Annotated in this window: 17 protein-coding genes and 2 tRNA genes; 5 read left to right on the plus strand and 14 right to left on the minus strand. The window is 45.6% G+C overall.

The genetic code is table 11. The annotated features are described in order from the left end of the window. Positions 1-2: 2 nt before the first annotated feature. The 6 genes from ABFV83_RS07515 to ABFV83_RS07540 all read right to left on the minus strand — a co-directional run bounded on the left by ABFV83_RS07515 (position 3) and on the right by ABFV83_RS07540 (position 6,227). Entirely contained in the window at positions 3-1,367 is a 1,365-nt protein-coding gene (locus ABFV83_RS07515; protein WP_349948276.1) for a PFL family protein, read from the minus strand. Positions 1,368-1,406: 39 nt separating this feature from the next. Continuing rightward, complete coding sequence (locus tag ABFV83_RS07520; protein WP_054791792.1) at positions 1,407-1,679, minus strand: ACT domain-containing protein; 273 nt, start codon at positions 1,677-1,679, stop codon at positions 1,407-1,409. 23 nt (positions 1,680-1,702) lie between these two features. Continuing rightward, positions 1,703-2,500 (minus strand): MBL fold metallo-hydrolase, encoded by a 798-nt coding sequence (locus ABFV83_RS07525; protein WP_349948277.1) that lies wholly within the window; start codon positions 2,498-2,500, stop codon positions 1,703-1,705. Between the two features lie 65 nt (positions 2,501-2,565). Further along, the gene (coaE, locus tag ABFV83_RS07530) at positions 2,566-3,135 is read right to left on the minus strand and encodes a dephospho-CoA kinase (protein ID WP_349948278.1); all 570 of its coding nucleotides are present in this window, start codon (positions 3,133-3,135) and stop codon (positions 2,566-2,568) included. A gap of 107 nt (positions 3,136-3,242) precedes the next feature. Next, on the minus strand, positions 3,243-5,792 hold the full coding sequence (polA, locus tag ABFV83_RS07535) for a DNA polymerase I (RefSeq protein ID WP_349948279.1): 2,550 nt from the start codon (positions 5,790-5,792) through the stop codon (positions 3,243-3,245). 87 nt (positions 5,793-5,879) lie between these two features. Further along, positions 5,880-6,227 carry a zf-HC2 domain-containing protein gene (locus ABFV83_RS07540; RefSeq protein ID WP_349948280.1) on the minus strand — a complete coding sequence of 116 codons (348 nt, stop codon included), beginning with the start codon at positions 6,225-6,227 and terminating at the stop codon, positions 5,880-5,882. 134 nt (positions 6,228-6,361) lie between these two features. Here ABFV83_RS07540 and ABFV83_RS07545 point away from each other — a divergent pair. The 3 genes from ABFV83_RS07545 to upp all read left to right on the plus strand — a co-directional run bounded on the left by ABFV83_RS07545 (position 6,362) and on the right by upp (position 8,652). Beyond that, positions 6,362-6,444: transfer RNA gene (locus ABFV83_RS07545), tRNA-Leu, on the plus strand. Positions 6,445-6,634: 190 nt separating this feature from the next. Then, a complete protein-coding gene (locus ABFV83_RS07550; RefSeq protein WP_349948281.1) occupies positions 6,635-7,477 on the plus strand; it encodes a hypothetical protein in 843 nt (280 codons plus the stop codon). A gap of 545 nt (positions 7,478-8,022) precedes the next feature. Then, a complete protein-coding gene (gene upp / locus ABFV83_RS07555; RefSeq protein WP_054737837.1) occupies positions 8,023-8,652 on the plus strand; it encodes a uracil phosphoribosyltransferase in 630 nt (209 codons plus the stop codon). 78 nt (positions 8,653-8,730) lie between these two features. On the opposite strand, the gene ABFV83_RS07560 is transcribed toward upp, so the two are convergent. From ABFV83_RS07560 to ABFV83_RS07595, 8 genes are all read right to left on the minus strand, one after another. Then, positions 8,731-10,059 carry a sodium-dependent transporter gene (locus ABFV83_RS07560; protein WP_349948282.1) on the minus strand — a complete coding sequence of 443 codons (1,329 nt, stop codon included), beginning with the start codon at positions 10,057-10,059 and terminating at the stop codon, positions 8,731-8,733. A gap of 11 nt (positions 10,060-10,070) precedes the next feature. Continuing rightward, positions 10,071-10,754 carry a UDP-N-acetylglucosamine pyrophosphorylase gene (locus ABFV83_RS07565; protein ID WP_349948283.1) on the minus strand — a complete coding sequence of 228 codons (684 nt, stop codon included), beginning with the start codon at positions 10,752-10,754 and terminating at the stop codon, positions 10,071-10,073. An 11-nt stretch (positions 10,755-10,765) separates the two neighbouring features. Next, on the minus strand, positions 10,766-12,880 hold the full coding sequence (locus tag ABFV83_RS07570; RefSeq protein ID WP_349948284.1) for a DNA topoisomerase: 2,115 nt from the start codon (positions 12,878-12,880) through the stop codon (positions 10,766-10,768). 77 nt (positions 12,881-12,957) lie between these two features. Beyond that, on the minus strand, positions 12,958-13,848 hold the full coding sequence (locus ABFV83_RS07575) for a DMT family transporter (protein WP_349948285.1): 891 nt from the start codon (positions 13,846-13,848) through the stop codon (positions 12,958-12,960). 77 nt (positions 13,849-13,925) lie between these two features. Then, entirely contained in the window at positions 13,926-14,984 is a 1,059-nt protein-coding gene (locus tag ABFV83_RS07580; RefSeq protein ID WP_349948286.1) for an aldose epimerase family protein, read from the minus strand. A gap of 66 nt (positions 14,985-15,050) precedes the next feature. After that, complete coding sequence (gene asd / locus ABFV83_RS07585) at positions 15,051-16,139, minus strand: aspartate-semialdehyde dehydrogenase (RefSeq protein WP_349948287.1); 1,089 nt, start codon at positions 16,137-16,139, stop codon at positions 15,051-15,053. A gap of 160 nt (positions 16,140-16,299) precedes the next feature. Further along, positions 16,300-18,534: a DNA topoisomerase (ATP-hydrolyzing) gene (locus ABFV83_RS07590; RefSeq protein WP_349948288.1), complete on the minus strand. Its 2,235-nt coding sequence runs from the start codon at positions 18,532-18,534 to the stop codon at positions 16,300-16,302. Between the two features lie 12 nt (positions 18,535-18,546). Next, positions 18,547-20,466, minus strand: coding sequence for a DNA gyrase subunit B (locus ABFV83_RS07595; RefSeq protein WP_349948289.1), 1,920 nt, complete (start codon positions 20,464-20,466; stop codon positions 18,547-18,549). A 155-nt stretch (positions 20,467-20,621) separates the two neighbouring features. On the opposite strand from ABFV83_RS07595, the gene ABFV83_RS07600 reads away from it, so the two are divergent. Together ABFV83_RS07600 and ABFV83_RS07605 are read left to right on the plus strand one after the other, a co-directional pair. Beyond that, a tRNA-Gly gene (locus ABFV83_RS07600) sits at positions 20,622-20,692 on the plus strand. 219 nt (positions 20,693-20,911) lie between these two features. After that, on the plus strand, positions 20,912-21,112 hold the full coding sequence (locus ABFV83_RS07605; RefSeq protein ID WP_054737624.1) for a cold shock domain-containing protein: 201 nt from the start codon (positions 20,912-20,914) through the stop codon (positions 21,110-21,112). Positions 21,113-21,167: the final 55 nt, after the last annotated feature.

The following is a 21,167-nucleotide window of genomic DNA, read 5'->3' on the forward strand; positions in this document are numbered from 1 at the left end:
AATTAATTTTTAAAGCTGTGAATGGGCGCCGGAATCCGTCCGCCTCTGGTTATGAATTTTTCACAGGAGTACCGGCTGACCGGCATAACAGGAGCATATCCTAATAAACCGCCGAATTCCACTGTTTCTCCAACGGATTTACCAATAACCGGGATAATGCGGACTGCGGTGGTCTTCTGGTTTACCATACCGATGGCGGATTCGTCTGCAATAATACCTGCAATGGTTGTGGCAGGTGTATCTCCCGGAATTGCGATCATATCAAGGCCAACCGAGCAGACGCAAGTCATTGCTTCCAGCTTCTCTATGTTCAAGGCTCCCATGGCTACTGCATCGATCATTCCCTGATCCTCGCTGACCGGAATAAACGCGCCGCTTAAACCGCCTACATAGGAAGAAGCCATGACGCCGCCTTTTTTTACCTGGTCATTTAACAGGGCAAGGGCTGCTGTGGTGCCCGGTGCACCTACCCGTTCCAGGCCGATCTCTTCCAGGATTTCAGCCACGCTGTCGCCAACGGCAGGAGTCGGTGCAAGAGATAAATCAATGATTCCAAAAGGAACATTCAGCCTTTTTGACGCCTCCTGGGCAACCAGCTGGCCCACACGGGTTATCTTAAAGGCGGTTTTCTTAATCGTCTCGCAGAGGACCTCAAAATCCTTTCCCCTGGCCGCTTCAATTGCAGTCTTAACAACTCCCGGACCGCTGACTCCCACATTAATGATGACATCCGCTTCCGTCACCCCGTGGAACGCTCCTGCCATAAAAGGATTATCATCCGGCGCATTGCAGAATACCACCAGCTTGGCGCAGCCGAGGGAATCAATGTCCTTGGTGGCCTTTGCCGTTTCCACTACGGTCTCACCCATAAGGGCCACTGCATCCATGTTAATGCCTGTTTTTGTGGAACCTACATTGACAGAGCTGCATACACGGTCTGTGCAGGCAAGAGCTTCAGGTATGGAACGGATCAGGTGTTCATCCGCCGCTGTCATTCCTTTGCTCACCAGGGCAGAATAGCCGCCGATGAAATTCACGCCCACTTCCTTTGCTGCACGGTCAAGGGTCTGTGCAATGGTCACAAAATCTTCCGGACTTTTACAGGCCGCTCCGCCGACTATAGCAATGGGAGTTACAGAAATTCTTTTATTTACAATGGGAATTGCAAAATCCTTTTCAATCTCCTTTCCCACTGCCACAAGGTCTTTTGCAACGGTTGTGATTTTATTGTATATTTTTTCATTCACCGCGTTTAAGTCACTGTCACTGCAGTCAAGAAGGCTGATGCCCATGGTAATGGTACGTACATCAAGCAGCTCCTGGTCGATCATTTTATTGGTTTCATTCACTTCAAACATATTTAACATATCGGGAACCCATCCTTTTCTTAAGCCTTGAACTTGTCATCAGATACGGTGCATGCTGGTAAAAATTTCCTCACGCTGGCATTTTACCTTTACTCCGATTTCATCACCAATCTGTTCCAGCTCGTCAGCCAGCTCCCCGAAAGGCTTTGTTGCGTCATTGATATCCACAATCATCATCATATTAAAGAAGCCCTGAACAATGGTCTGGGAAATATCCAATATGTTCACCTGGTTGCCTGCCAGATAAGTACAAATCTTTGCTATGATTCCTACGGTATCTTTTCCAACTACTGTAATAATCGTTTTGTTCATAATGTTTCTCCTCTTTCATTAGACTATACGGTGATAATTTCTGACATCTGATCTCTTTTTGCAACCTCTATGTAAAAATCCGATGCTTTATATGGATTATCTCCTTCTGTGATCTCCAGCCTTACGGTCTCATAAGCAAGCTCTTCATAATTATTCTCCTTGCTTAAATGGCCCAGCAGTACCTTTTTTAAATTATCATGGAGAATACAGCACAAAAGCCGCCCCGCATTCTCATTGGAAAGGTGTCCGTGATCTCCCAGGATCCGGCGTTTCAGATAGTAGGGATAGGGTCCTGCCTGCAGCATATTCACATCGTGATTGGATTCTAAAAGCACTGCATCAAGTCCCTGAAGATGCTCGATAATATACTGGTCGTAATGTCCCATATCCGTGGCAACCGCAACAGACTTGTGGTCATGCTGGATCCTGTAAGCCACCGGATTTGACGCATCATGGTCAATGGAAAAGGGCTTGACTTCCAGATCCCCCACATTAAAATCCACGTCAGGCCTGATGGCACAAAATAACTCCCTGGGATATTCCCCCAGATACTTCTGTTTTGATATCTCTTCCAGGGTCTCTCTTGTCCCATAAATAGGAACCCCATATTTTCTGGCAAGGACTCCAAGCCCTTTTGTATGGTCGGAATGTTCATGGGTAATGACGATTCCGGTAAGTTCACTACCCTTTATTCCTATCTCATTTAATCCCTGCTGGATCCGTTTGTTGCTTATCCCGGCATCCACCAGGATATGTGTGGAATCAGAGCCCACATAAATGCAGTTTCCGCTGCTTCCGCTTGCAATACTTACCAATCTCATTCTTTCCTCTTTTCAGCCCTGCTTTCCGGGGATAATGGTATACCCGCAGGGTGTTTTCCTCTGCTTTACAATATTTCAGCCAGTTGGCTTTTCACATCTTCCATGGAACCGTCATTTTCAATCACCCGCGTACAGCGTTTTAAAAACTCCGATTCAGAGGCCTGACTCGCTATGATGCGTTCCGAATGCTCCCTCGTATAGCCCCTGTTTTCCGCCAAACGGCGGATCCTGTTCTCCATTGACGCACGAACGTACCACATCTCCTCCCAGCTGTCATCCATTTTTTCATTCATAATTGCAAATTCTACCACAATAAGCTCTGCTTGGGAAGCAGAAATTTTATCCCTTATGGTTTTCCATACCATAGGGTGAATGATGTCATCCACGGTTTTCCTTGCCCTGTCATCCTGAAAAATACGTGTGGCCAGGGCTTTACGGTCAATGGTTCCATCGGAATTTAGAAGGCCCTCCCCCAGAGCTTCTGTCACAGCCAGATACCCTTCTTTTCCCGGCTCCATCAGCTCATGGGCTAATTCATCCGCTTTGATCACTTCCGCACCGTATTCCTCCTTTAAAATAGAAAGAACCAGGCTTTTTCCGGCTCCGATCCCTCCGGTCAATCCAATCACTCTCATCCTAACACCAACCCTTTATTCTCATGAAGGCAACGCCCCGCCGGACAAGGCTCCTTACCTATCCGGCGACAGCCCATAAAATACCTTGTAGAAGTCTGAAAGATATTTTACTTTGCATCAAACCAGGAATCCCCTACATTAGCCTCCACCTCAAGGGATACTGCAAGCTCTGCCGCATGCTTCATTTCTTCCACCAGAAGCTCTTTTACTTTATCAACCTCATCCTGATATGCTTCAATGAGAAGTTCATCGTGAACCTGCAGGACGATCCGGGATTTTAATCCCTGTTTTTTCAGGGCATTGTCCACACGGATCATGGCTATCTTGATAATGTCTGCCGCAGTGCCCTGAATGGGAGAATTCATGGCAACCCGTTCCCCAAAAGAGCGCTGCATGAAGTTGGAGGATTTCAGTTCAGGAACGGGACGGCGTCTGCCAAACATGCTGACCGCATAGCCCTGTTCTTTTGCCTCAGCCACAAGACCATCTAAAAATGATTTCACTCCCGGATAGGTTTCAAAATATTTGCTGATGTATTCCGAAGCCTCTTTTCTGGTGATGCTTAAGCCCTCACTCAATCCAAAGGAACTGATTCCATATACAATACCGAAGTTTACAGCCTTTGCGTTCCTTCGCTGAAGAGGAGTCACCTCATCAAGGGGAACATGAAACACCTGGGAAGCCGTGATGGCATGGATATCCTCCGCCTGACGGTAGGCCCCGATCAGGCGCTGGTCTCCTGACATATGAGCCAGCACTCTCAGTTCAATCTGGGAATAGTCCGCATCAACAAACAGGCAGCCCTCCTGAGGCACGAAAACCTTTCTGATTTCCCTTCCCAGCTCCATTCGGACCGGAATATTCTGTAAATTAGGTTCCGTACTGCTGATTCTTCCTGTAGCTGTGATCGTCTGGTTAAAGGTTCCGTGAATCCGCTCATCCGGACCAATGTAGGCTGCCAGCCCGTCTGCGTAAGTGGAATTTAATTTGGTCAGCTGTCTGTAATCCAGGATTAAGTTGACCGCAGGCCAGTCAGATGCCAGCTTTTCCAATACATCCGCTGCTGTTGAATAACCGGTTTTTGTCTTTTTTCCTCCCGGAATCTTCATATGGTCAAAAAGTACCTCTCCCAGCTGCTTGGGAGAATTGATGTTAAAGGTTTCTCCCGTTTCTTCATATATCTTCTGCTCCAATTCTGCAATACGGACCTTTAAGCGGTCGCCATATTCTTTCAGGCGTTCCCTTTCCACACGGATTCCTGCTTCCTCCATATGAAACAGGCTGTAAATCAAAGGCATTTCAATTTCATAGAACAGCTTATCCATGGCTGCCTTTTTAAGTGACTCACAAAGCAGGTCATGACATTTAAAGGCCACATAGGACATATAACAGATGCAGGAAACAGCCTTTTCCCTGTTTTCCTCCAGCGCGTACTTAACAGAGCCTTTTCCCAAAAGCTCTGTTTTGGATGGGATGGAAAGGTCCAGGTAATCCTCCGCCAGATCATTGTATTCATAGGAATCCTTTAACGGATTTAGCAGATATCCGGCAACGCCCGCATCAAATACCGGGCTTTCCGGCATAAGCTTTAAAAACGCAAGCTGGCTCTTTAAATGAATGACAGTTGTCTGCCCTGCCCTTTTACAGATCTCCTCTGCTTTCTCTGCCAGGTATTCCGGCTCAAGAGTTCCCTGAGGGATAAAGCAGTACACTTCTGTCTCACTGAGGCAAAGAGACAGGGCTGATACGGCCTTGTCCTCAACCACCAGCTGCAGCCCCAGCCGGCTGCCGGCTGCGCACTTTAAGAATATGGACTCAGCCTCTGAAAGGTCTGTAACTGCATAGAAGCCTGATTCCAGGGACGGTTCCTCCTCTTCTCCCGGAAAAGAGGCCGGAACGAAATCCATATCAATAATTTTTTGAATCTCCGCCTGTTCAAGGGTTTTCGTATAATCCAGGCGGATATCGCAATCCCTGCGAAGGGCAGTAAGAGCTTCCTTCCGCCTTACTGCTTCCTGATTCCCGGTAAGTGCTTCCCGGATTCTCTGGGATTCTATTGCTTCTATATGATTATAAATATTTTCAACGCTGTGATGTTCCCTTATCAGCTGACAGGCAGTTTTCTCACCGATTCCCCATTCTCCTGCCAGTGCAAAAACACCTGCAAGAGCCTCTGGCTCCAGGCCAAATTCTTCCCGTACAAGCTCTGGGGAATAGGATTTAAACTCCAGTCCCTCTTCCCCGACAGCAGGAAGCTTAAGGGTCACATGTTCTTCTACTGCCTGTAAAAGCGTTCGCTCATCAGACAGAATCACGACTTCCCCATCTTCCTCCTGGCACCGTTTTGCCAATGAAGCCAAAATATCGGTTGAAGTATATCCTTCCTTTTTAAGAACAGAAATATCCAGGGTAAGCAGCGTTTCCCTTAACCCCTCGTCCTCCTTTAAAAGCCCTTCGTACACTGCTGTATTTTTATATGATTCCTTTTTACCTTCTGTTTCAGAATCAAAGGCAACAGCCAGGTAGTCCGCTTCTTTTGCCTCCAAAAGCTTCATGATCAGGCTTTGAATACCTTTCGCTCCATTGGAAGGAAGTCCATAAAAGGCGTTCCTTAGCATACTGCTTCCATCTACTAATACTATCTTTTTTCTGCTCATGTTTCCTCTTTCCTGCCCACGCTTTTTGGGCAAAGTTCGCCCCGCTATATCGGGCGTAAAGGTATACCCGCAGGGTACATTTTCCCATCATAGTAAGCCCCACTGCATCCAGATCCGGCATTGCAGAAGGACTGTAAAAATCAGCGCCATTGCGCTGACCGTAGCTACCGCATACCTGGCGATTTTAATACATCGAATGACCTGAAGCCTTTGTCTGGACTGTTCTATGGCTGACTCCAGCGCTCCTTTTATATTATAATTCCCCGTTTCAGAATCCAGCTCCCTGATTCCCACATCCACAGTAAAGTATATTTCCAGCTCTTCCCGGCAATCCGGACAGGACTCCAAATGTTCCAGGAATTCCCCCAGTTCGTCGTCCGTCAGTTCATCATTGATGTATGGCATGACCAGACGTTCTACTTCCTTACATGTCATGGTCCTGACACCTCCTTAAATACATCTTCTGTCTATCATACAATATATTTTGTTCATTTTCAATTTAATAATCACAAAAAAACACTTGCCAAATGGAAAATCCTATGATAAAATAATGAGCGTTGTAAGGAAATGCCGGCATGTCGGAATGGCAGACGAGGCGGACTCAAAATCCGTTGATGGCAACATCGTGTGGGTTCAAGTCCCACTGCCGGCACTACACCCTTGGCAGGGAGCAAGGCTCTGGAGATCTGAGAAAATCAGATTTCCAGGGCCTTTTCTCTGTCTGGCAGCACCCATTTCCAATAATTTCCTATTTTTTTCTTAATTCGGGGAAAATCCCGGCCACAGCCCCAATATTTGTGATATACTGTAAAAAATCCGCAAAAATGAAGGAAGGTAATCCTATGAAACGAAGCACAGTTATCCCAGCCCTTTTCATCATCTGCGCCCTGATTTTAAGCGGCTGCGGACAAAAGAATTATGTTAAGACCAATTTGCCAGGCACCTCTGCCGCTGCGGACGGAGAATCCGAGCCCTCTGCCACGGAAGCATCAGAGCCTGTAAAAATCGAAAACCCTGATAATCAGGCTCAGCAAATGGAAACAAACAACAGCACTTCTTCCTCCGGCATCACTGCTGTCCTGCACACCTATAAGGAAGGAAATGTTTCCATTGAATATCCTGCTATCTCTGGTTTGGAGGATAGCGCAGCAGAGGAAAAAATCAACTCTCTGTTAAAAAGCAATGCCCTGAAGATATTAAAGGCCTATTCCATCAACAAAGAAAAGGACAGCCTTTCTGTTACAGCCAAGGTAAACTCCGTAGACAGGAAGCGGATCACTGCCATATACACCGGACTTATTTCCGGGGCTGGAGCAGCTCATCCGGTCAATGTGTTTTTTACCAACACAGTTGATATATCTCAGGCAAAGAATATAAGACTCAAAGATTATGCCGATCCAAATGTGCTGGCTGAATACATCCGTTCCGATGACTGCCAGTTCTACGATGCCTCTCCTGAACTTACAGAAGCCTTAATTCCTTTCCTTGCTCAAACAAGTCAGGAAACATATGCGACAATGTTCAAACAAGCGGATTTTCCCATGGAATCAGTATCCTCAGACTCCACTCCTGCTTTTCCGGAATCCTTCAGCTATGAAGATCACGGCACCATTATTATTTCCATTCCAGTTCCTCACAGCCTGGGGGATTTTGCGCTGATAAAATATACTCCTGAGACAAAATAGGAAAAATAGTTGCCTTTTACCCCTTTCTTTGATAAAATAGGACGGAAAATAAAAAGAAATGGGGTAGAATAATGAGTAACAACGAAAAACTGACAACCCGGGATTATCCGCTCAGCATCCAGCACCTGTTCCCTATATCCGGCGCTGCCGTGCATACCCTTACTGATAAGCTTCATTCCATCGCCGGCATTATTTTCTTTAAGTGTTGGCGCCTTAGTATTCCACTGCTGTACTAAATTTAAGGTTCCTGTATTCCCTGGTTCCTCCTTCGCTTTTCCGGCCGCTGCTACCGCAGTTATCCGACCGGAAGGAACCGTGATCCCAGGAAATCGGCCTTTAGCACAGGGTGGAATTATTTTTGCGGTATTTTGACTTGGATTCCCACAGCTTGGAGAACTTAATGTTAAAGCAAGCCCCATTTCATGAAACATTTCAGGTCTGTTTCCAGCAGTCATAATCGGAGTTCTTAGGAACCCCATATCGCCGGAAACTCCTGATACACTAAGAGAATAAAGAAAGGATTTAAAACTATTATGGACTTTTCAATGGACAATGTAACTGTTTTTACCCACCCGCTTATTCAGCACAAGATCTCTATTTTAAGAGATAAGAGGACAGGAACCAATGAGTTCCGCGCTCTCATCGAAGAGATTGCAATGCTGATGGGATTTGAAGCTTTAAGAGATCTCCCCTTGCAGGATGTAGAGGTGGAAACTCCCATTGAGACCTGCATGACTCCTATGATTGCCGGTAAAAAAATGGCTGTCGTTCCTATTCTTCGTGCAGGACTGGGCATGGTCAACGGAATCCTGGCCTTGGTTCCCTCCGCAAAAGTGGGCCACATCGGCCTTTATCGTGATGAAGTTACCCATGAACCTCACGAATACTACTGTAAGCTGCCAAGCCCTATTGAGCAGAGAACCATTGTTGTCACCGATCCCATGCTGGCAACCGGAGGTTCCGCAATCGCTGCTGTGGATTTCATTAAACAGCACGGCGGAAGGAATATCAAGTTCATGGCCATTATCGCTGCTCCAGAAGGCTTAGAGAAGCTTCGTGAGGCACATCCGGACATACAGATCTACATCGGACATCTGGACCGCCAGTTAAATGAAAACGCCTATATCTGTCCTGGCCTTGGTGATGCAGGGGATAGAATCTTCGGTACAAAATAGCAGACAAAAAAGAAATTCAAAAAACGCGCATTGATTTGGCATATTAAGCCGCTTCATGCGCGTTTCTTTTAGATATTTTTATCCGATTCCTTTATATAGAATGCTAAGTGCAAACACCAATGCAGCAAGAAAAACATAAACGAATTTTGCAGTAAAAAGATAAGCTGCCCCTAAAGGCTTCTTCCGTCCCCTGTTTAATTCTTCCATGATCCTGCCGTCTTTTAAAACCCAGTAAATCATGATGGAGCATAAAACAGCACCAAAAGGAACTACGTATATTGTTATCAAATCCATAAAGAATCCCATATACGGCTCATATTCTATGAAAAGCCCGGGAATAAATACTGCGGCCCCTACCAGGAAAATGGACTTTTTACGGGACAAGTGAAGGTGGGTCTGAACAGCCTCCGAGCACACCTCAAGCATGTTTACCAAAGAAGTCACCCCGGCAAACAACACAGAGAGGAAAAACAGCACTGCCACCCATCTTCCTGCCGGAATCATGGAAAATACCTTTGGGACTGTGATGAACATAAGGGGAGGACCGCTTGCAGGATCCATCTGGAAGGCAAAGACCGCCGGAATAATGGCAAAACCAGCCAAAAGCGCTGCAATTGTATCAAGTAGCGCGGTAGTAAGGGCTGCCTTGGGAATATCCTCCTTTTTATCCAGATAGCTTCCGTAAATGACCATTCCGGAGCCTGTAATGGATAAGGAAAAGAATGCCTGTCCCATGGCCATCACCCAGGTTTCCGGCTTCAGTAAGTACTCCCACCTGGGAACCAGCAGATATTCATAGCCGGCCAGAGAGCCTGGAAGAAAAAACACCCGTATTGCAATGATCGCAAACAAAATAAAAAAAGACGGCATCATGATTGCATTCACTTTTTCAATGCCCTTTAAAACGCCCCCTGTCAGTACTGCTACAGTAATGACCACCACAAGAAAATGCCAGGGCACACTGCCGAATTTTCCTGTCATGCCGGAAAAGTATTCCTTTGCATCCGTATTCATCATTACACCGGTCAGGGAACCAAACAGATACTTAAGAACCCAGCCTACAATAATAGCATAGCCAATGGCAATGCCAAGAGAGCCAATCAAAGGAATGGCTCCAAGAAATGCTCCGCCCTTTTTTCCTCTGGTCTTCATGGCATAATCATAGGAACCAATAGGGCCTGTCCCAGTCAGCCTTCCAAAAGCAAACTCGCCGGAAAGCCCGACTATACCAAACAAAAAAATAAAGCCGAAATACACCAGTAAAAAAGCAGCTCCCCCATACTGCCCCAGGCGGTAGGGAAACATCCAGATGTTCCCCATACCTACCGCAGAGCCAACAGAGGCGAGAATAAACCCGATCCGTGAACCAAAGGTACCGTTCTTCGCCGCAGTGTGTTGTTTATCCATTGTATTGTTCCTTATTCCTCAATAATTTTTTTCTCTACGATTTCTCCCTGATTCTTATAGATGGAATTCGCGTCAACACAGCTTCTGACACAGGAAAGAGGATAAACAATGGATTTCGGTCCGATTACGGTTCCTGGATTTAAGACTGCACCGCAGCCAATTTCAGTGAAATCGCCAATGATCGCGCCGAATTTCTTAAGTCCTGTCTCAATATCCCCGTCTTCTGCATGAACTGTAACAAGAGACTTATCGGTTTTTACGTTGGAAGCCAGAGAAGAAGCGCCCATATGAGACTTATAACCTAAAATGGAATCTCCTACATAGTTATAGTGAGGAACCTGTACACCGTCAAAAAGAATGGAATTCTTAATTTCAGAAGAGTTTCCTATTACAGCACCTTCTCCTATGATGGCATTGCCTCTGATGAATGCACAATGACGGATCTGTGCGCCCTTGCAGATGATTACATGCTCACCCATACAGGCTGTTGGCGGAAGATTTATGGATTTATGAATCCACACCGCTTTTCCTACGTGAACATACTCATCCTTTGGAAGACGCTCTCCCAGGGAAACGATGAAGTCACTGATTTTCGGAAGAATTTCCCATGGATAAGTGGTCTGTTCAAATAATAATTTGGCTATGGTATGGGTGGTATCAAATAAGTCCTGGTTTGTCATATCTTCTTTTTTCATTTTATAATCTCCTATTTTTGTTTTTTATAATTAGCTGCCGCAGCATCAAATACACCATGCAGATCGTAATGATTGTTGAGCCTTAAAACTCCTGCGGTCCGCCCGGCAACAAAATTCTCCAGTTTCTGCATATATTCTTCCGGGGTAATGGTCCCCTCGGCCACATAATTCAGCCCTTTTTCCCAGCTTGCCGTCAATTCCGGATTAAGGAGCTGTCTGATGGAAGCATTGACTACATCAAAAATCATTTCTCCCAAAAGAGTGGGAACAATTACCTGAGTCTTGCTGTTTAAAGAAAGATACTTGATATGAAACAGCTTTTTTAAAATCTCAGCCCGGGTAGCACTGGTTCCTATTCCGCTTCCCTTTATCTGGGCGCGGAGCTCTTCATCTTCTATAAGCTGTCCGGCGTTTTCCATGGCTAAGATCATGGAACCGGATGTATAGCGCTTGGGCGGGGAGGTTTCTCCTTCCTTAATCTGCAGCTTTTTAAGAGAAAGCTTCATCCCCTTTTTCAGGGTTCCAAGCATGGCAATAAATGCGGGATTATCCATTTGATTTTGAGAGGATTCCGGATTGTTTTCCTCCTGTCCGCTGTCTTCAGAGGGCGCTTCTGCTTTTCCTTCATCCTGCTGCTTCTTTTTCCCCCAGGATACCTCGGCGACCTTTAAATAGCCTGCTTCCAGCATGACACGGAAATTGGCATAGAAATGTTCCTTGCCCGGCACCTGGTTAACCGGTGCCGGCTCTGTATCTGCCACAAGCTCCAGTGCATATTTCTGATAGACAGCCGGCGGATAAAAGACGCTTATAAATCTTCTTGCTATGACCTCATAAACCTTCAGTCCCAGGGGAGAGAGTCCCCTTAATGCGGCCAGTCCCTGACCGGTGGGTATGATGGCATAATGGTCCGTTATCTGCTTATCATTAACGTACCTGGTTTTTTCAATGGTCTTGTAGGACCCCTTCTCCATAACCTCTGCCGCCGCTTCCGCCATAGGTTCAAAGCCCTTAAGCCCGGCAATGTTCTTATGGATTTCCTTTGCAACCGCCGTGGATAAAACTCTGGCATCGGTTCTTGGGTAAGTGACCATCTTCTTTTCATAAAGCTGCTGAACCAGCTTCAAGGTCTCATCAGGGCTGATCTTAAACATTCTGGAACAGTCATTCTGAAGCTCAGCCAGATTGTAAAGCAAGGGAGGATTCTTTGTTTCCTTTTTCTTTTCTATGGAAGCAACGGTTCCTTCCATGGGATTCATAAGAGACAGGGTACTGATCAGCTCTTCTGCGTATTTTCGTTCCTTAAAGCCATTTTCCTTATAAAGGAACGGGGATTCAAAATACCTGGATCCGGGGGCGCTTTTCCACTCCCCGTCAAAATCCATACCCGGTAGTTCCGGGTTTGCTGCATCCTCTCTGGAAAAGGTTCCGATTACACGGTAAAACGGGGTTTTAACAAACTCCCTGATCTCCCGTTCTCTCCGTACCACCATTCCCATGACACAGGTCATGACCCTGCCGACGGATATTACCGTATTCTTCCCGCTTTTTAAGTAATTGGAAATGTTCTGCCCATATCTTAGTGTAAGCAATCGGGAAAAATTAATTCCCATGAGATAATCTTCTTTTGCCCTTAAATAGGCGGAGGCCGAAAGATTATCGTATTCGGATTCATCCTTTGCTTCCCGGATGCCTCTTAAAATCTCTTCCTCTGTCTGGGAATCAATCCACACACGCTTCTGCTTCTTGTCCCTGACCCCTGCCATCTGCGCCACCAGACGGTATATGTACTCTCCTTCCCGCCCGGAGTCCGTGCACACATAAATGGTCTCCACATCAGGGCGGTTCAGCAGACTGCTTACAATCTTAAATTGCTTTTCAGCGTTTGGGATCACCTCGTACTTAAATTCCCTGGGAAGAAAAGGAAGGGTGGAAAGGCTCCACCGCTTGAATTTTGGATCATAGCTTTCCGGATAGCTCATCGTTACCAGATGCCCTACGCACCAGGTTATGATCACCTGATCCGATTCTATATATCCATCCCTGCGCCGTCCATTCGCCTTTAAAGCATTTGCAAACTCCTGGGCCACACTTGGTTTTTCTGCAATGTATAACGATTTTGACATATATCTCCCTACCGCCTTATGATAGTAACCCTTTCATTATAACACTAAAATTCATGAATGGCAAATCTTTCTGATAACTATGCTTTTGCGGAGCCTTTCCTTTTATACTCAGATAAGATAACAGAGGCGAACATCAGCACACATCCTGCAGCCAATTTTCTCGTCACCTGTTCCCCCAGAAACAGGACGGAAAACGTCAGTCCGAATACGGCTTCAAAAGATAAAATGATGGAAGAAGTATTGGGAGTCAGATGCTTTTGTCCCATATTCTGCAGAAGAAAACAGATCATGGTCCCAAAAATCCCCAGATACAGCAAACCAGTCATCATAGAAGGGTCGATCACGGTTAAATCTAAGGAACCTTCCAGAAACGGAGCTATTGCCCAGCTTAATATTGCCGCCACCACCATCTGGATCACAGTCAGAATAATGGGATCATGATCTACGGTATAACGGTCAATAAAAACAATGTGAAACGCAAAGAAAAAGCCACATACCAAAGTCATCAGATCGCCAGCATTCACCGATAAGTTTCCTTCCAGGGACAACAGGGCAAGCCCCAGCACTGCCATCCCTGCTGCTGCCACGTTGTTCCGGGAAGGCTTTTTTCTGTTATAAAACCAATGGAGAAACGGCACCAGAATCACGTATAATGTAGTGATAAAGGCATTTTTACTGGCAGTGGTATATTTAAGCCCATAGGTCTGAAAAAAATAACTGACAAACAAAAATACGCCTAAAAGTCCGCCGCACATCATATCTGTTTTACAGATCTTTTTCACCCGTTTCCAGAATACGGCCACCAGAGCAGCAGAAGCAATAGTAAAACGTAAAGCCAGCAAGTAGACCGGAGTAACCACTTCCACCGAATTCTTCATCACAACAAAGCCGCTGCCCCATATGATGGTTGTTATAATCAGACCTAAGACAGACAGCGCCTTGATTCCATTTCCGTTCTGTTTTTTCATATGTACACTTTAATGTCCTTTCATATAAGAGCAGGGGCGCAGTGTCCTGCGTCCCTGGTTTATTTTTCTGTTCGTTTCTATTTTATATTGGAGAACTTGTAAATGGTTGTTGTCTTGTATTCTTCGCCGGCCTTTAAGACTGGAGACTGGAATTCCGGCTTATTCACAGAATCTGGATAATACTGGGTTTCAAAGCAATAGCAGCAGCGTTTTTCGTATACCGCTCCGCCTTTGCCCTTTATTCCATTTAAGAAGTTTGCAGTGTAAAACTGCATTCCCGGGAGATCTGTATAAACCTCCATCCGGATGCCTGTCTTATCTGACTCCGATGCGGCACACAGGGAAACCTCACCTGGCAGGTGGTTTAAGACCCAGTTATGGTCATAACCTCCGCCGTATATCAGGGCCTCATATTCCTCATGGATATCCTGCTCAATGGGTTTCATCACAGTGAAATCCATGGGAGTTCCCTTAACAGAAGTGATCTCACCGGTGGGAATGGAACCTTTATCCGCTCTCGTATAAGCATCTCCGTCAATCCAGACACGCTGCTTCATGGCATCTGTGCTGCCCTGGCCGTCCAGATTGAAATAACTGTGATTGGTAAAGTTTGCTACGGTATCTGCATCACAGATCATATGGTAGGAAATCTCAAGGCTGTTATCCGGTGTAAGAGTATAGGTTACGGTAATGTTTGCATTCCCAGGGAATCCCTGGTCTCCATCCGGTGAAAAGAGGGAAAAGCTGACACTGGTTCCCAGATCATTTTCCTCTGCCTCACTGTCCCAAAGACGGCTCTGATAAAGATCCGGACCGCTGTGAAGATTGTTAGGTCCATTATTGGCTTTCAGCCTGTACTCTTTTCCATTGATGCTGAATTTCGCGCCTGCAATGCGGTTGGCGTTCCTTCCAATGGGAGCTCCAAAGTGAGGCGGATTTAAAAGATACTCATCTGCACTGTCAAATCCCAGGACCACATCAACCATGTTTCCACCCCTGTCAGGCATATTCATGTTGACCCAAACTGCACCCAGATTTGTGAAAGAAGCGGAAACTCCGTTTTTATTTACCAGTGTATACAAATACACTTCCCTTCCACCTTGCACATTTCCCCAAAGTTCTTTCTTGTATGCCATTTTCCTTCCTCCATATGCCTTTTATTGAAAGCTCCCTCCCTCCAGGCCGGGAGCTTTATGATTCAATCATTCCTTGGCTTTGATATATCCCTTTGCGGTTAAAAGCTCTGCGGACAGAACCGCACCGCCGGCCGCTCCGCGGACCGTGTTGTGGGAAAGGCCCACAAACTTATAATCGTAAACCGAATCTTCTCTTAAACGTCCTACGGAAATTCCCATTCCTTTTTCAAAATCCACATCAAGGTTTACCTGAGGACGGTTGTCTTCTTCTAAATACTGTATGAACTGTTTGGGAGCGCTTGGAAGTTTCAGTTCCTGAGGAAGGCCCTTAAAATTCACGATGCGGTCAATCAATTCCTCTTTGGTCGGTTTTTTGCGGAACTTTACGAATACAGCCGCTGTATGTCCGTTTAATACTGGTACCCGGATGCACTGACAGGTGATTACAGGCTCACTTGCTTTCACGATCTCTCCGTTTTCAACCTTTCCCCAGAGACGAAGAGGCTCCTGCTCGCTCTTTTCTTCTTCTCCTCCTATATAAGGAATGATGTTTTCTACCATCTCCGGCCAGTCCTTAAAGGTCTTTCCTGCTCCTGAAATTGCCTGATAGGTGGTAGCAACCACTTCATATGGCTCAAATTCCTTCCATGCCGTTAAAACAGGGGCATAGCTTTGAATGGAACAATTGGGCTTTACCACGATGAATCCCCGATCCGTACCCAGACGCTTTTTCTGATCCTCAATGACTTCAAAATGCTCAGGGTTGATCTCCGGCACCACCATAGGGACATCGGCTGTCCAGCGATGGGCGCTGTTATTGGATACTACCGGCGTACCGGTCTTTGCATAAGCTTCCTCAATGGCCTTAATTTCTTCCTTTGTCATATCTACGGCGCTGAAAACAAAATCAACACTGGCGGCAACCGCTTCCACTTCATTTACATTCATAACAGTCAACTTTTTTACGGACTCAGGCATTGGAGTGGTCATTTTCCAACGGTCACCTACTGCTTCCTCATAAGCTCTGCCAGCAGAACGAGGACTTGCTGCCACTGTCACCACCTCATACCATGGATGGTTCTCAAGAAGAGAAATAAATCTCTGTCCCACCATACCGGTTGCTCCTAAAACGCCAACTCGCAATTTTTTTTCCATCGCTTTCTCCTCTTTTCTTTTCATTTTGTAATCTTATCATATGCTAAATTCTTAATTATCCTATAACAAAGTGAAAAAAAAATCAATATTTATTCGCCAGAAAAATACATTTGTCCGTCCCGCAAATACATTTCTTTAAAATGTATGCTGCAGCAGAGCATTAAAGGCGTACCTTGCTGCCCTTTCCGTCACGTTTTCCAATCTTCAGCCGGTTTAAGTGGACCTCTTTTTCCTTATAATGAATGATAGGATCCTCGCCTAAAAGATGCACGGTCTCCAGCTCCTCACCGGGCGCCAGCTTGATTCCCCGCACGCCTCTGGCATTCTTCTTCATCTCAGGGATCTCCTCTACCTGGAAACGCAAAAATACGTCTGCCGATGTTTGAAGCACCACATCCGTCTGTCCTTCCACAAGCTGGACACTGATGACCCCATCCTCATCCTGAAGCTTGGTAGCTGCTACGGTCCTGTTATTTGTTTCAAATTCCTCGCCCGGCACCAGCTTTACAAGAGCCTGTCTGGTGGCGAACAATAATTTACGGCCCTTTAGGCCCTGTGCATGACATAAGTATATGATCTCTTCCCTGGTCCCGTCAAACTTGCTCAGATTATCAATAGGCGTTCCTTTATCCCGCAGCTTGCCGCCAGGGATATCCAGAATCTTCACCTGATGTAAATTACCCGTATTGGTAAAGATACATATTTTATCCGTATTAAAGCAGTTTACCACATGAGGATTCTCTGTTTCAATGGTTTCTTTATTTCTTTCATACGTATTCTTATCAAGCACCTTACAGTAGCCGAACCGGTCCATGACAAAGGCGACCTCTGATATGGCAACTGCCTCTTCTTCATAAACAGCTTCCCTTCCATCCTCAATAAGGGTCCTTCTTGGAGTTGCATATTCTGCTTTGATATTGTCCAGGTCTTTTTTAATGACCGCATCCATGTTCTTGCGGCTGGACAGGATTTTTTCATATTCAGCGATTTTTGCCAGCGTTTCCTTATACTCCTTTTCCAGTTGGAGAATCTCTAAGCCAATCAGCTTATAAAGGCGCATTTCCAGAATGGCTCCCGCCTGTTTTTCCGTAAAGCACAGCTTTTTCGCATCCTCTTCAAATCCTTTGACCCGGAAGTTTATGTTGGAGATATCTCCGGTCATCAGACAGTTTTTGGCGTCTTTTAAGTTCTTGGAACCTCTCAAAACTGCGATGATCAAATCAATGACATCACAGGCTTTTATAAGGCCTTCCCTGATCTCTTTCTTTTCCAGCTCTTTTTCCAAAAGGGTCTGGTACTTTCTGGTGGCATTTTCATATTGGAAATCCAGGTAATTTTTAAGAATTCCCTTTAAATCCAGAGTTTCCGGGCGCCCTCCTGCAATGGCAAGCATGTTGACACCAAAGGTATCCTCCAGCTTTGTCTTCTTATAGAGGATGTTGCGGATTCTGTCCACATCCGCATCCTTTCTCAGCTCCAGAACGATCCTGATCCCGTCTTTGTTGGACTGGTTGGAAATGTCCACCACATCCGTAAGCTTTTTGCTCTCAACCAGGTCTGCCACATCAATCAGGAATTTATTGATCCCGGCTCCCACCATGGTATAGGGGATCTCAGTGATTACCAGCTTATCCTTATCTGCCTTCCGTTTTCCAAGTTCCACCTCAATTTTGCCTCTGAGCTTGATTTTTCCTACGCCGGTTTCGTAGATAGCAGGCAAATCGCTTTTATTTGCGATGATGCCGCCAGTAGGAAAATCCGGTCCAGGCAGATATTCCATTAATTCTTTTATGGTAATATCCGGTTTGTCTATATATGCCCGGACTGCATCGATAACTTCACCAAGGTTATGGGGAGGAATGCTGGTGCTCATACCTACTGCAATTCCTTCCGCCCCGTTGATCAGCAGATTGGGAACCCGCACAGGAAGGACTTCCGGTTCCTTTTCCGTTTCATCGTAATTGGGTACAAAATCAACCGTCTTATCCAGGTCCTTTAAATAGACTTCCTCTGCAAATTTCTCCAGCCTGGCTTCCGTGTAACGCATGGCCGCTGCTCCGTCCCCCTCAATGGAGCCGAAGTTTCCGTGGCCATTGACCAGAGGCATCCCCTTTTTAAATATCTGGGACATGACTACCAACGTTTCATAAATGGAGCTGTCCCCATGGGGATGATATTTACCCATGGTATCACCCACGATACGCGCCGACTTCCTGTGGGGCTTATCATGGTTTAACCGAAGCTCGCTCATATCATATAATACTCGCCGCTGCACCGGCTTTAATCCATCTCTTGCATCCGGGATCGCTCTGGCTGTGATGACGCTCATGGAATAATTCATGTAGCTCTTCTGCATTTCCTCGGAATATTCTGTTTTAATGATTTTTTCTGCCATTACTCCTTCTCCTTACGCGTCAATCTCAGCTTCATCCGCATGCTCATAAATAAACTGCCGCCTTGGAGGCACATCGCTTCCCATGAGCATTTCGGTAATTTCCGAAGCCATACGGGCATCTTCGATTTCCACCTGTTTTAACACCCGCCTTTCAGGGTCCAGAGTGGTTTCCCACAGCTGTTCTGCATCCATTTCTCCAAGTCCCTTATACCGCTGCAGGGTAAATTCTCCCGTATGGGTCCTGCGGTAGCGCTCCAGCTCCTTTTCATCATAAAGGTACTGTTCTTCTCCCCGCTTTGGAACCACCTTAAACAGAGGCGGCATGGCTATAAACACATGGCCGTTATAAATAAGCTCCGGCATAAACCGGTACAAAAAGGTGAGAAGAAGGGTATCAATATGGCTGCCATCCACATCGGCATCGGTCATAAGGATGATTTTATGGTAACGCAGCTTTGAAATATCAAAATCATTGCCGTACCCTTCCGAAAAGCCGCAGCCAAAGGTATTGATCATAGTCTTGATCTCCCCATTGGCCAGTACCTTGTCCATAGACGCCTTCTCCACGTTCAGTATCTTACCACGGATAGGAAGGATGGCCTGATACTGCCTGTTACGGGCTGTTTTGGCGGAACCGCCTGCAGAATCTCCCTCTACGATAAAAATTTCACATTCTTTTGCATCACGGCTTTCACAGTTTGCCAGTTTTCCGTTGCTGTCAAAGGAAAACCTTGATTTGGAAAGCATGTTAGTCTTTGCCTTCTCTTCTGCTTTACGGATCTTCGCAGACTTTTCCGCACAGCCGATCACTGCCTTTAACACTTCCAGATTCCGGTCAAAATACCGCTGCAGCTCATCTCCTGCCACAGTGAATACTGCCTTTGTGGCGTCGGCACTTGCAAGCTTTGTCTTGGTCTGTCCTTCAAAAATAGGATCCGGATGCTTTACCGCTACAACGGCCGTCAAACCATTTCTCGTATCCGCTCCTGTAAAATTGGCATCCTTTTCTTTTAAAATACCCAGTTCCCTTGCATAGTTGTTGATCATCTGCGTGAAACGGGTCTTAAATCCAGCCAGGTGGGTTCCCCCTTCCTGGGTGAAAATATTGTTACAGAAGCCAAGAATGTTCTCCTCAAAGGTATCCACAAACTGCAGAGCAGCCTCTACTTCAACCTTATCCAGGGTTCCCTTAAAATAAATCGGATCGTGAATGGCTTCCTTCCCGGTATTTAATTCCCTTACATAAGCGATAATTCCATCCGGCTCATGATAAATAACGGTTTCCTCTTCTCCCTGCCTTTTGTTAGTATAGGTAATACGAAGCTCCGGATTCAAATACGCGGTTTCATGAAGACGGCTTTTTAACCATTCCGCTTTAAAACGGATCTTTTCAAATATCTCCCCATCCGGTAGAAAGTTGATCTCTGTTCCTGACTCCTTTGCTTTCCCTAACGTGGGAAGCAGGCCATCCACCAGTTCTACCGTTGGTATGCCCCGCTCATATTCGTCGTAATGAATCAGACCATTCTTATATATTTTAATTTTCATGTGGGCAGACAGGGCGTTCACAACCGAGGAACCGACTCCGTGAAGGCCGCCGCTGGTCTTATAGGCATCATTATCAAATTTACCGCCTGCATGAAGGGTAGACAGCACCACACGTTCTGCCGATATTCCCTTTTTGTGCATCTCCACCGGAATTCCACGTCCTGCATCCTTTACGGTACAAGACCCATCCGATTCCAGGGTGACCCATATCTGATTGCAGTAACCGGCAAGATGCTCATCCACCGCATTATCTACAATTTCATAAATCAAATGGTTCAGTCCCTTTGTCCCAACGCTTCCTATATACATGCCCGGACGTTTTCGAACCGCCTCAAGGCCTTCTAAAACGGTAATACTGTCCGCATTATACTGTGCTTTTGCCATGATACTCCTCCACATCTGGTATTGTCATATCCCATTATACAATGCCTCTTCCATTTTTGGCAAGTTTCTGGGATTTTTTTTGCTAAATTAATAAAAAGGTATTGAACTTTTCCAGCACCCTATGGTATAATATAAAACGTGTCAAATAAGATTACGCAGATATAGTTCATTGGTAGAACATCAGCTTCCCAAGCTGAGGAGGCGGGTCCGATTCCCGTTATCTGCTTCTTTTTTTATTTACAGGAAAAAAGAGGACTTCCGAAATAATTTGGATAGTCCTCTTTTTACGCTTGACTTCTTCGCGCTTCCATGCTATGCTCTATTAGTATTTTTAATAAAGTTTTGATTTCGCATATATTTGTAAGTCATTATTCTATTGATGATTTACACATATATGCGATTTTTATTTTTATGAAAATACAATAATCTTAAGGAGGTATCTTTCATGTATAAAGGTACAGTGAAATGGTTTAATGCACAAAAAGGGTTCGGTTTTATTTGCGATGAAGAGGGCAATGATATATTCGTTCATTTCTCCGGTCTTGCTATGGACGGCTACAAGTCTTTAGAAGATGGTCAGTCTGTCACTTTCGAAACAATCAACGGTAATCGTGGTTTACAGGCCGTTAATGTACACGTCGCATAATCTCCTGCCAAATTATTAATCACATCTAACTTATCCATTTTCTTCAAAATACCAA

It is taken from the genome of Lacrimispora sp. BS-2 (assembly GCF_040207125.1).
In the GTDB taxonomy this organism is placed as follows: domain Bacteria; phylum Bacillota; class Clostridia; order Lachnospirales; family Lachnospiraceae; genus Lacrimispora.

Bases quoted from the DNA above. Each gene is read 5' to 3' on its own strand.
- ABFV83_RS07515 (WP_349948276.1), bottom strand. From the start codon at position 1,367: ATGTTAAATATGTTTGAAGTGAATGAAACCAATAAAATGATCGACCAG.
- ABFV83_RS07520 (WP_054791792.1), bottom strand. From the start codon at position 1,679: ATGAACAAAACGATTATTACAGTAGTTGGAAAAGATACCGTAGGAATC.
- ABFV83_RS07525 (WP_349948277.1), bottom strand. From the start codon at position 2,500: ATGAGATTGGTAAGTATTGCAAGCGGAAGCAGCGGAAACTGCATTTAT.
- coaE (WP_349948278.1), bottom strand. From the start codon at position 3,135: ATGAGAGTGATTGGATTGACCGGAGGGATCGGAGCCGGAAAAAGCCTG.
- polA (WP_349948279.1), bottom strand. From the start codon at position 5,792: ATGAGCAGAAAAAAGATAGTATTAGTAGATGGAAGCAGTATGCTAAGG.
- ABFV83_RS07540 (WP_349948280.1), bottom strand. From the start codon at position 6,227: ATGACATGTAAGGAAGTAGAACGTCTGGTCATGCCATACATCAATGAT.
- ABFV83_RS07550 (WP_349948281.1), top strand. From the start codon at position 6,635: ATGAAACGAAGCACAGTTATCCCAGCCCTTTTCATCATCTGCGCCCTG.
- upp (WP_054737837.1), top strand. From the start codon at position 8,023: ATGGACAATGTAACTGTTTTTACCCACCCGCTTATTCAGCACAAGATC.
- ABFV83_RS07560 (WP_349948282.1), bottom strand. From the start codon at position 10,059: ATGGATAAACAACACACTGCGGCGAAGAACGGTACCTTTGGTTCACGG.
- ABFV83_RS07565 (WP_349948283.1), bottom strand. From the start codon at position 10,754: ATGAAAAAAGAAGATATGACAAACCAGGACTTATTTGATACCACCCAT.
- ABFV83_RS07570 (WP_349948284.1), bottom strand. From the start codon at position 12,880: ATGTCAAAATCGTTATACATTGCAGAAAAACCAAGTGTGGCCCAGGAG.
- ABFV83_RS07575 (WP_349948285.1), bottom strand. From the start codon at position 13,848: ATGAAAAAACAGAACGGAAATGGAATCAAGGCGCTGTCTGTCTTAGGT.
- ABFV83_RS07580 (WP_349948286.1), bottom strand. From the start codon at position 14,984: ATGGCATACAAGAAAGAACTTTGGGGAAATGTGCAAGGTGGAAGGGAA.
- asd (WP_349948287.1), bottom strand. From the start codon at position 16,139: ATGGAAAAAAAATTGCGAGTTGGCGTTTTAGGAGCAACCGGTATGGTG.
- ABFV83_RS07590 (WP_349948288.1), bottom strand. From the start codon at position 18,534: ATGGCAGAAAAAATCATTAAAACAGAATATTCCGAGGAAATGCAGAAG.
- ABFV83_RS07595 (WP_349948289.1), bottom strand. From the start codon at position 20,466: ATGGCAAAAGCACAGTATAATGCGGACAGTATTACCGTTTTAGAAGGC.
- ABFV83_RS07605 (WP_054737624.1), top strand. From the start codon at position 20,912: ATGTATAAAGGTACAGTGAAATGGTTTAATGCACAAAAAGGGTTCGGT.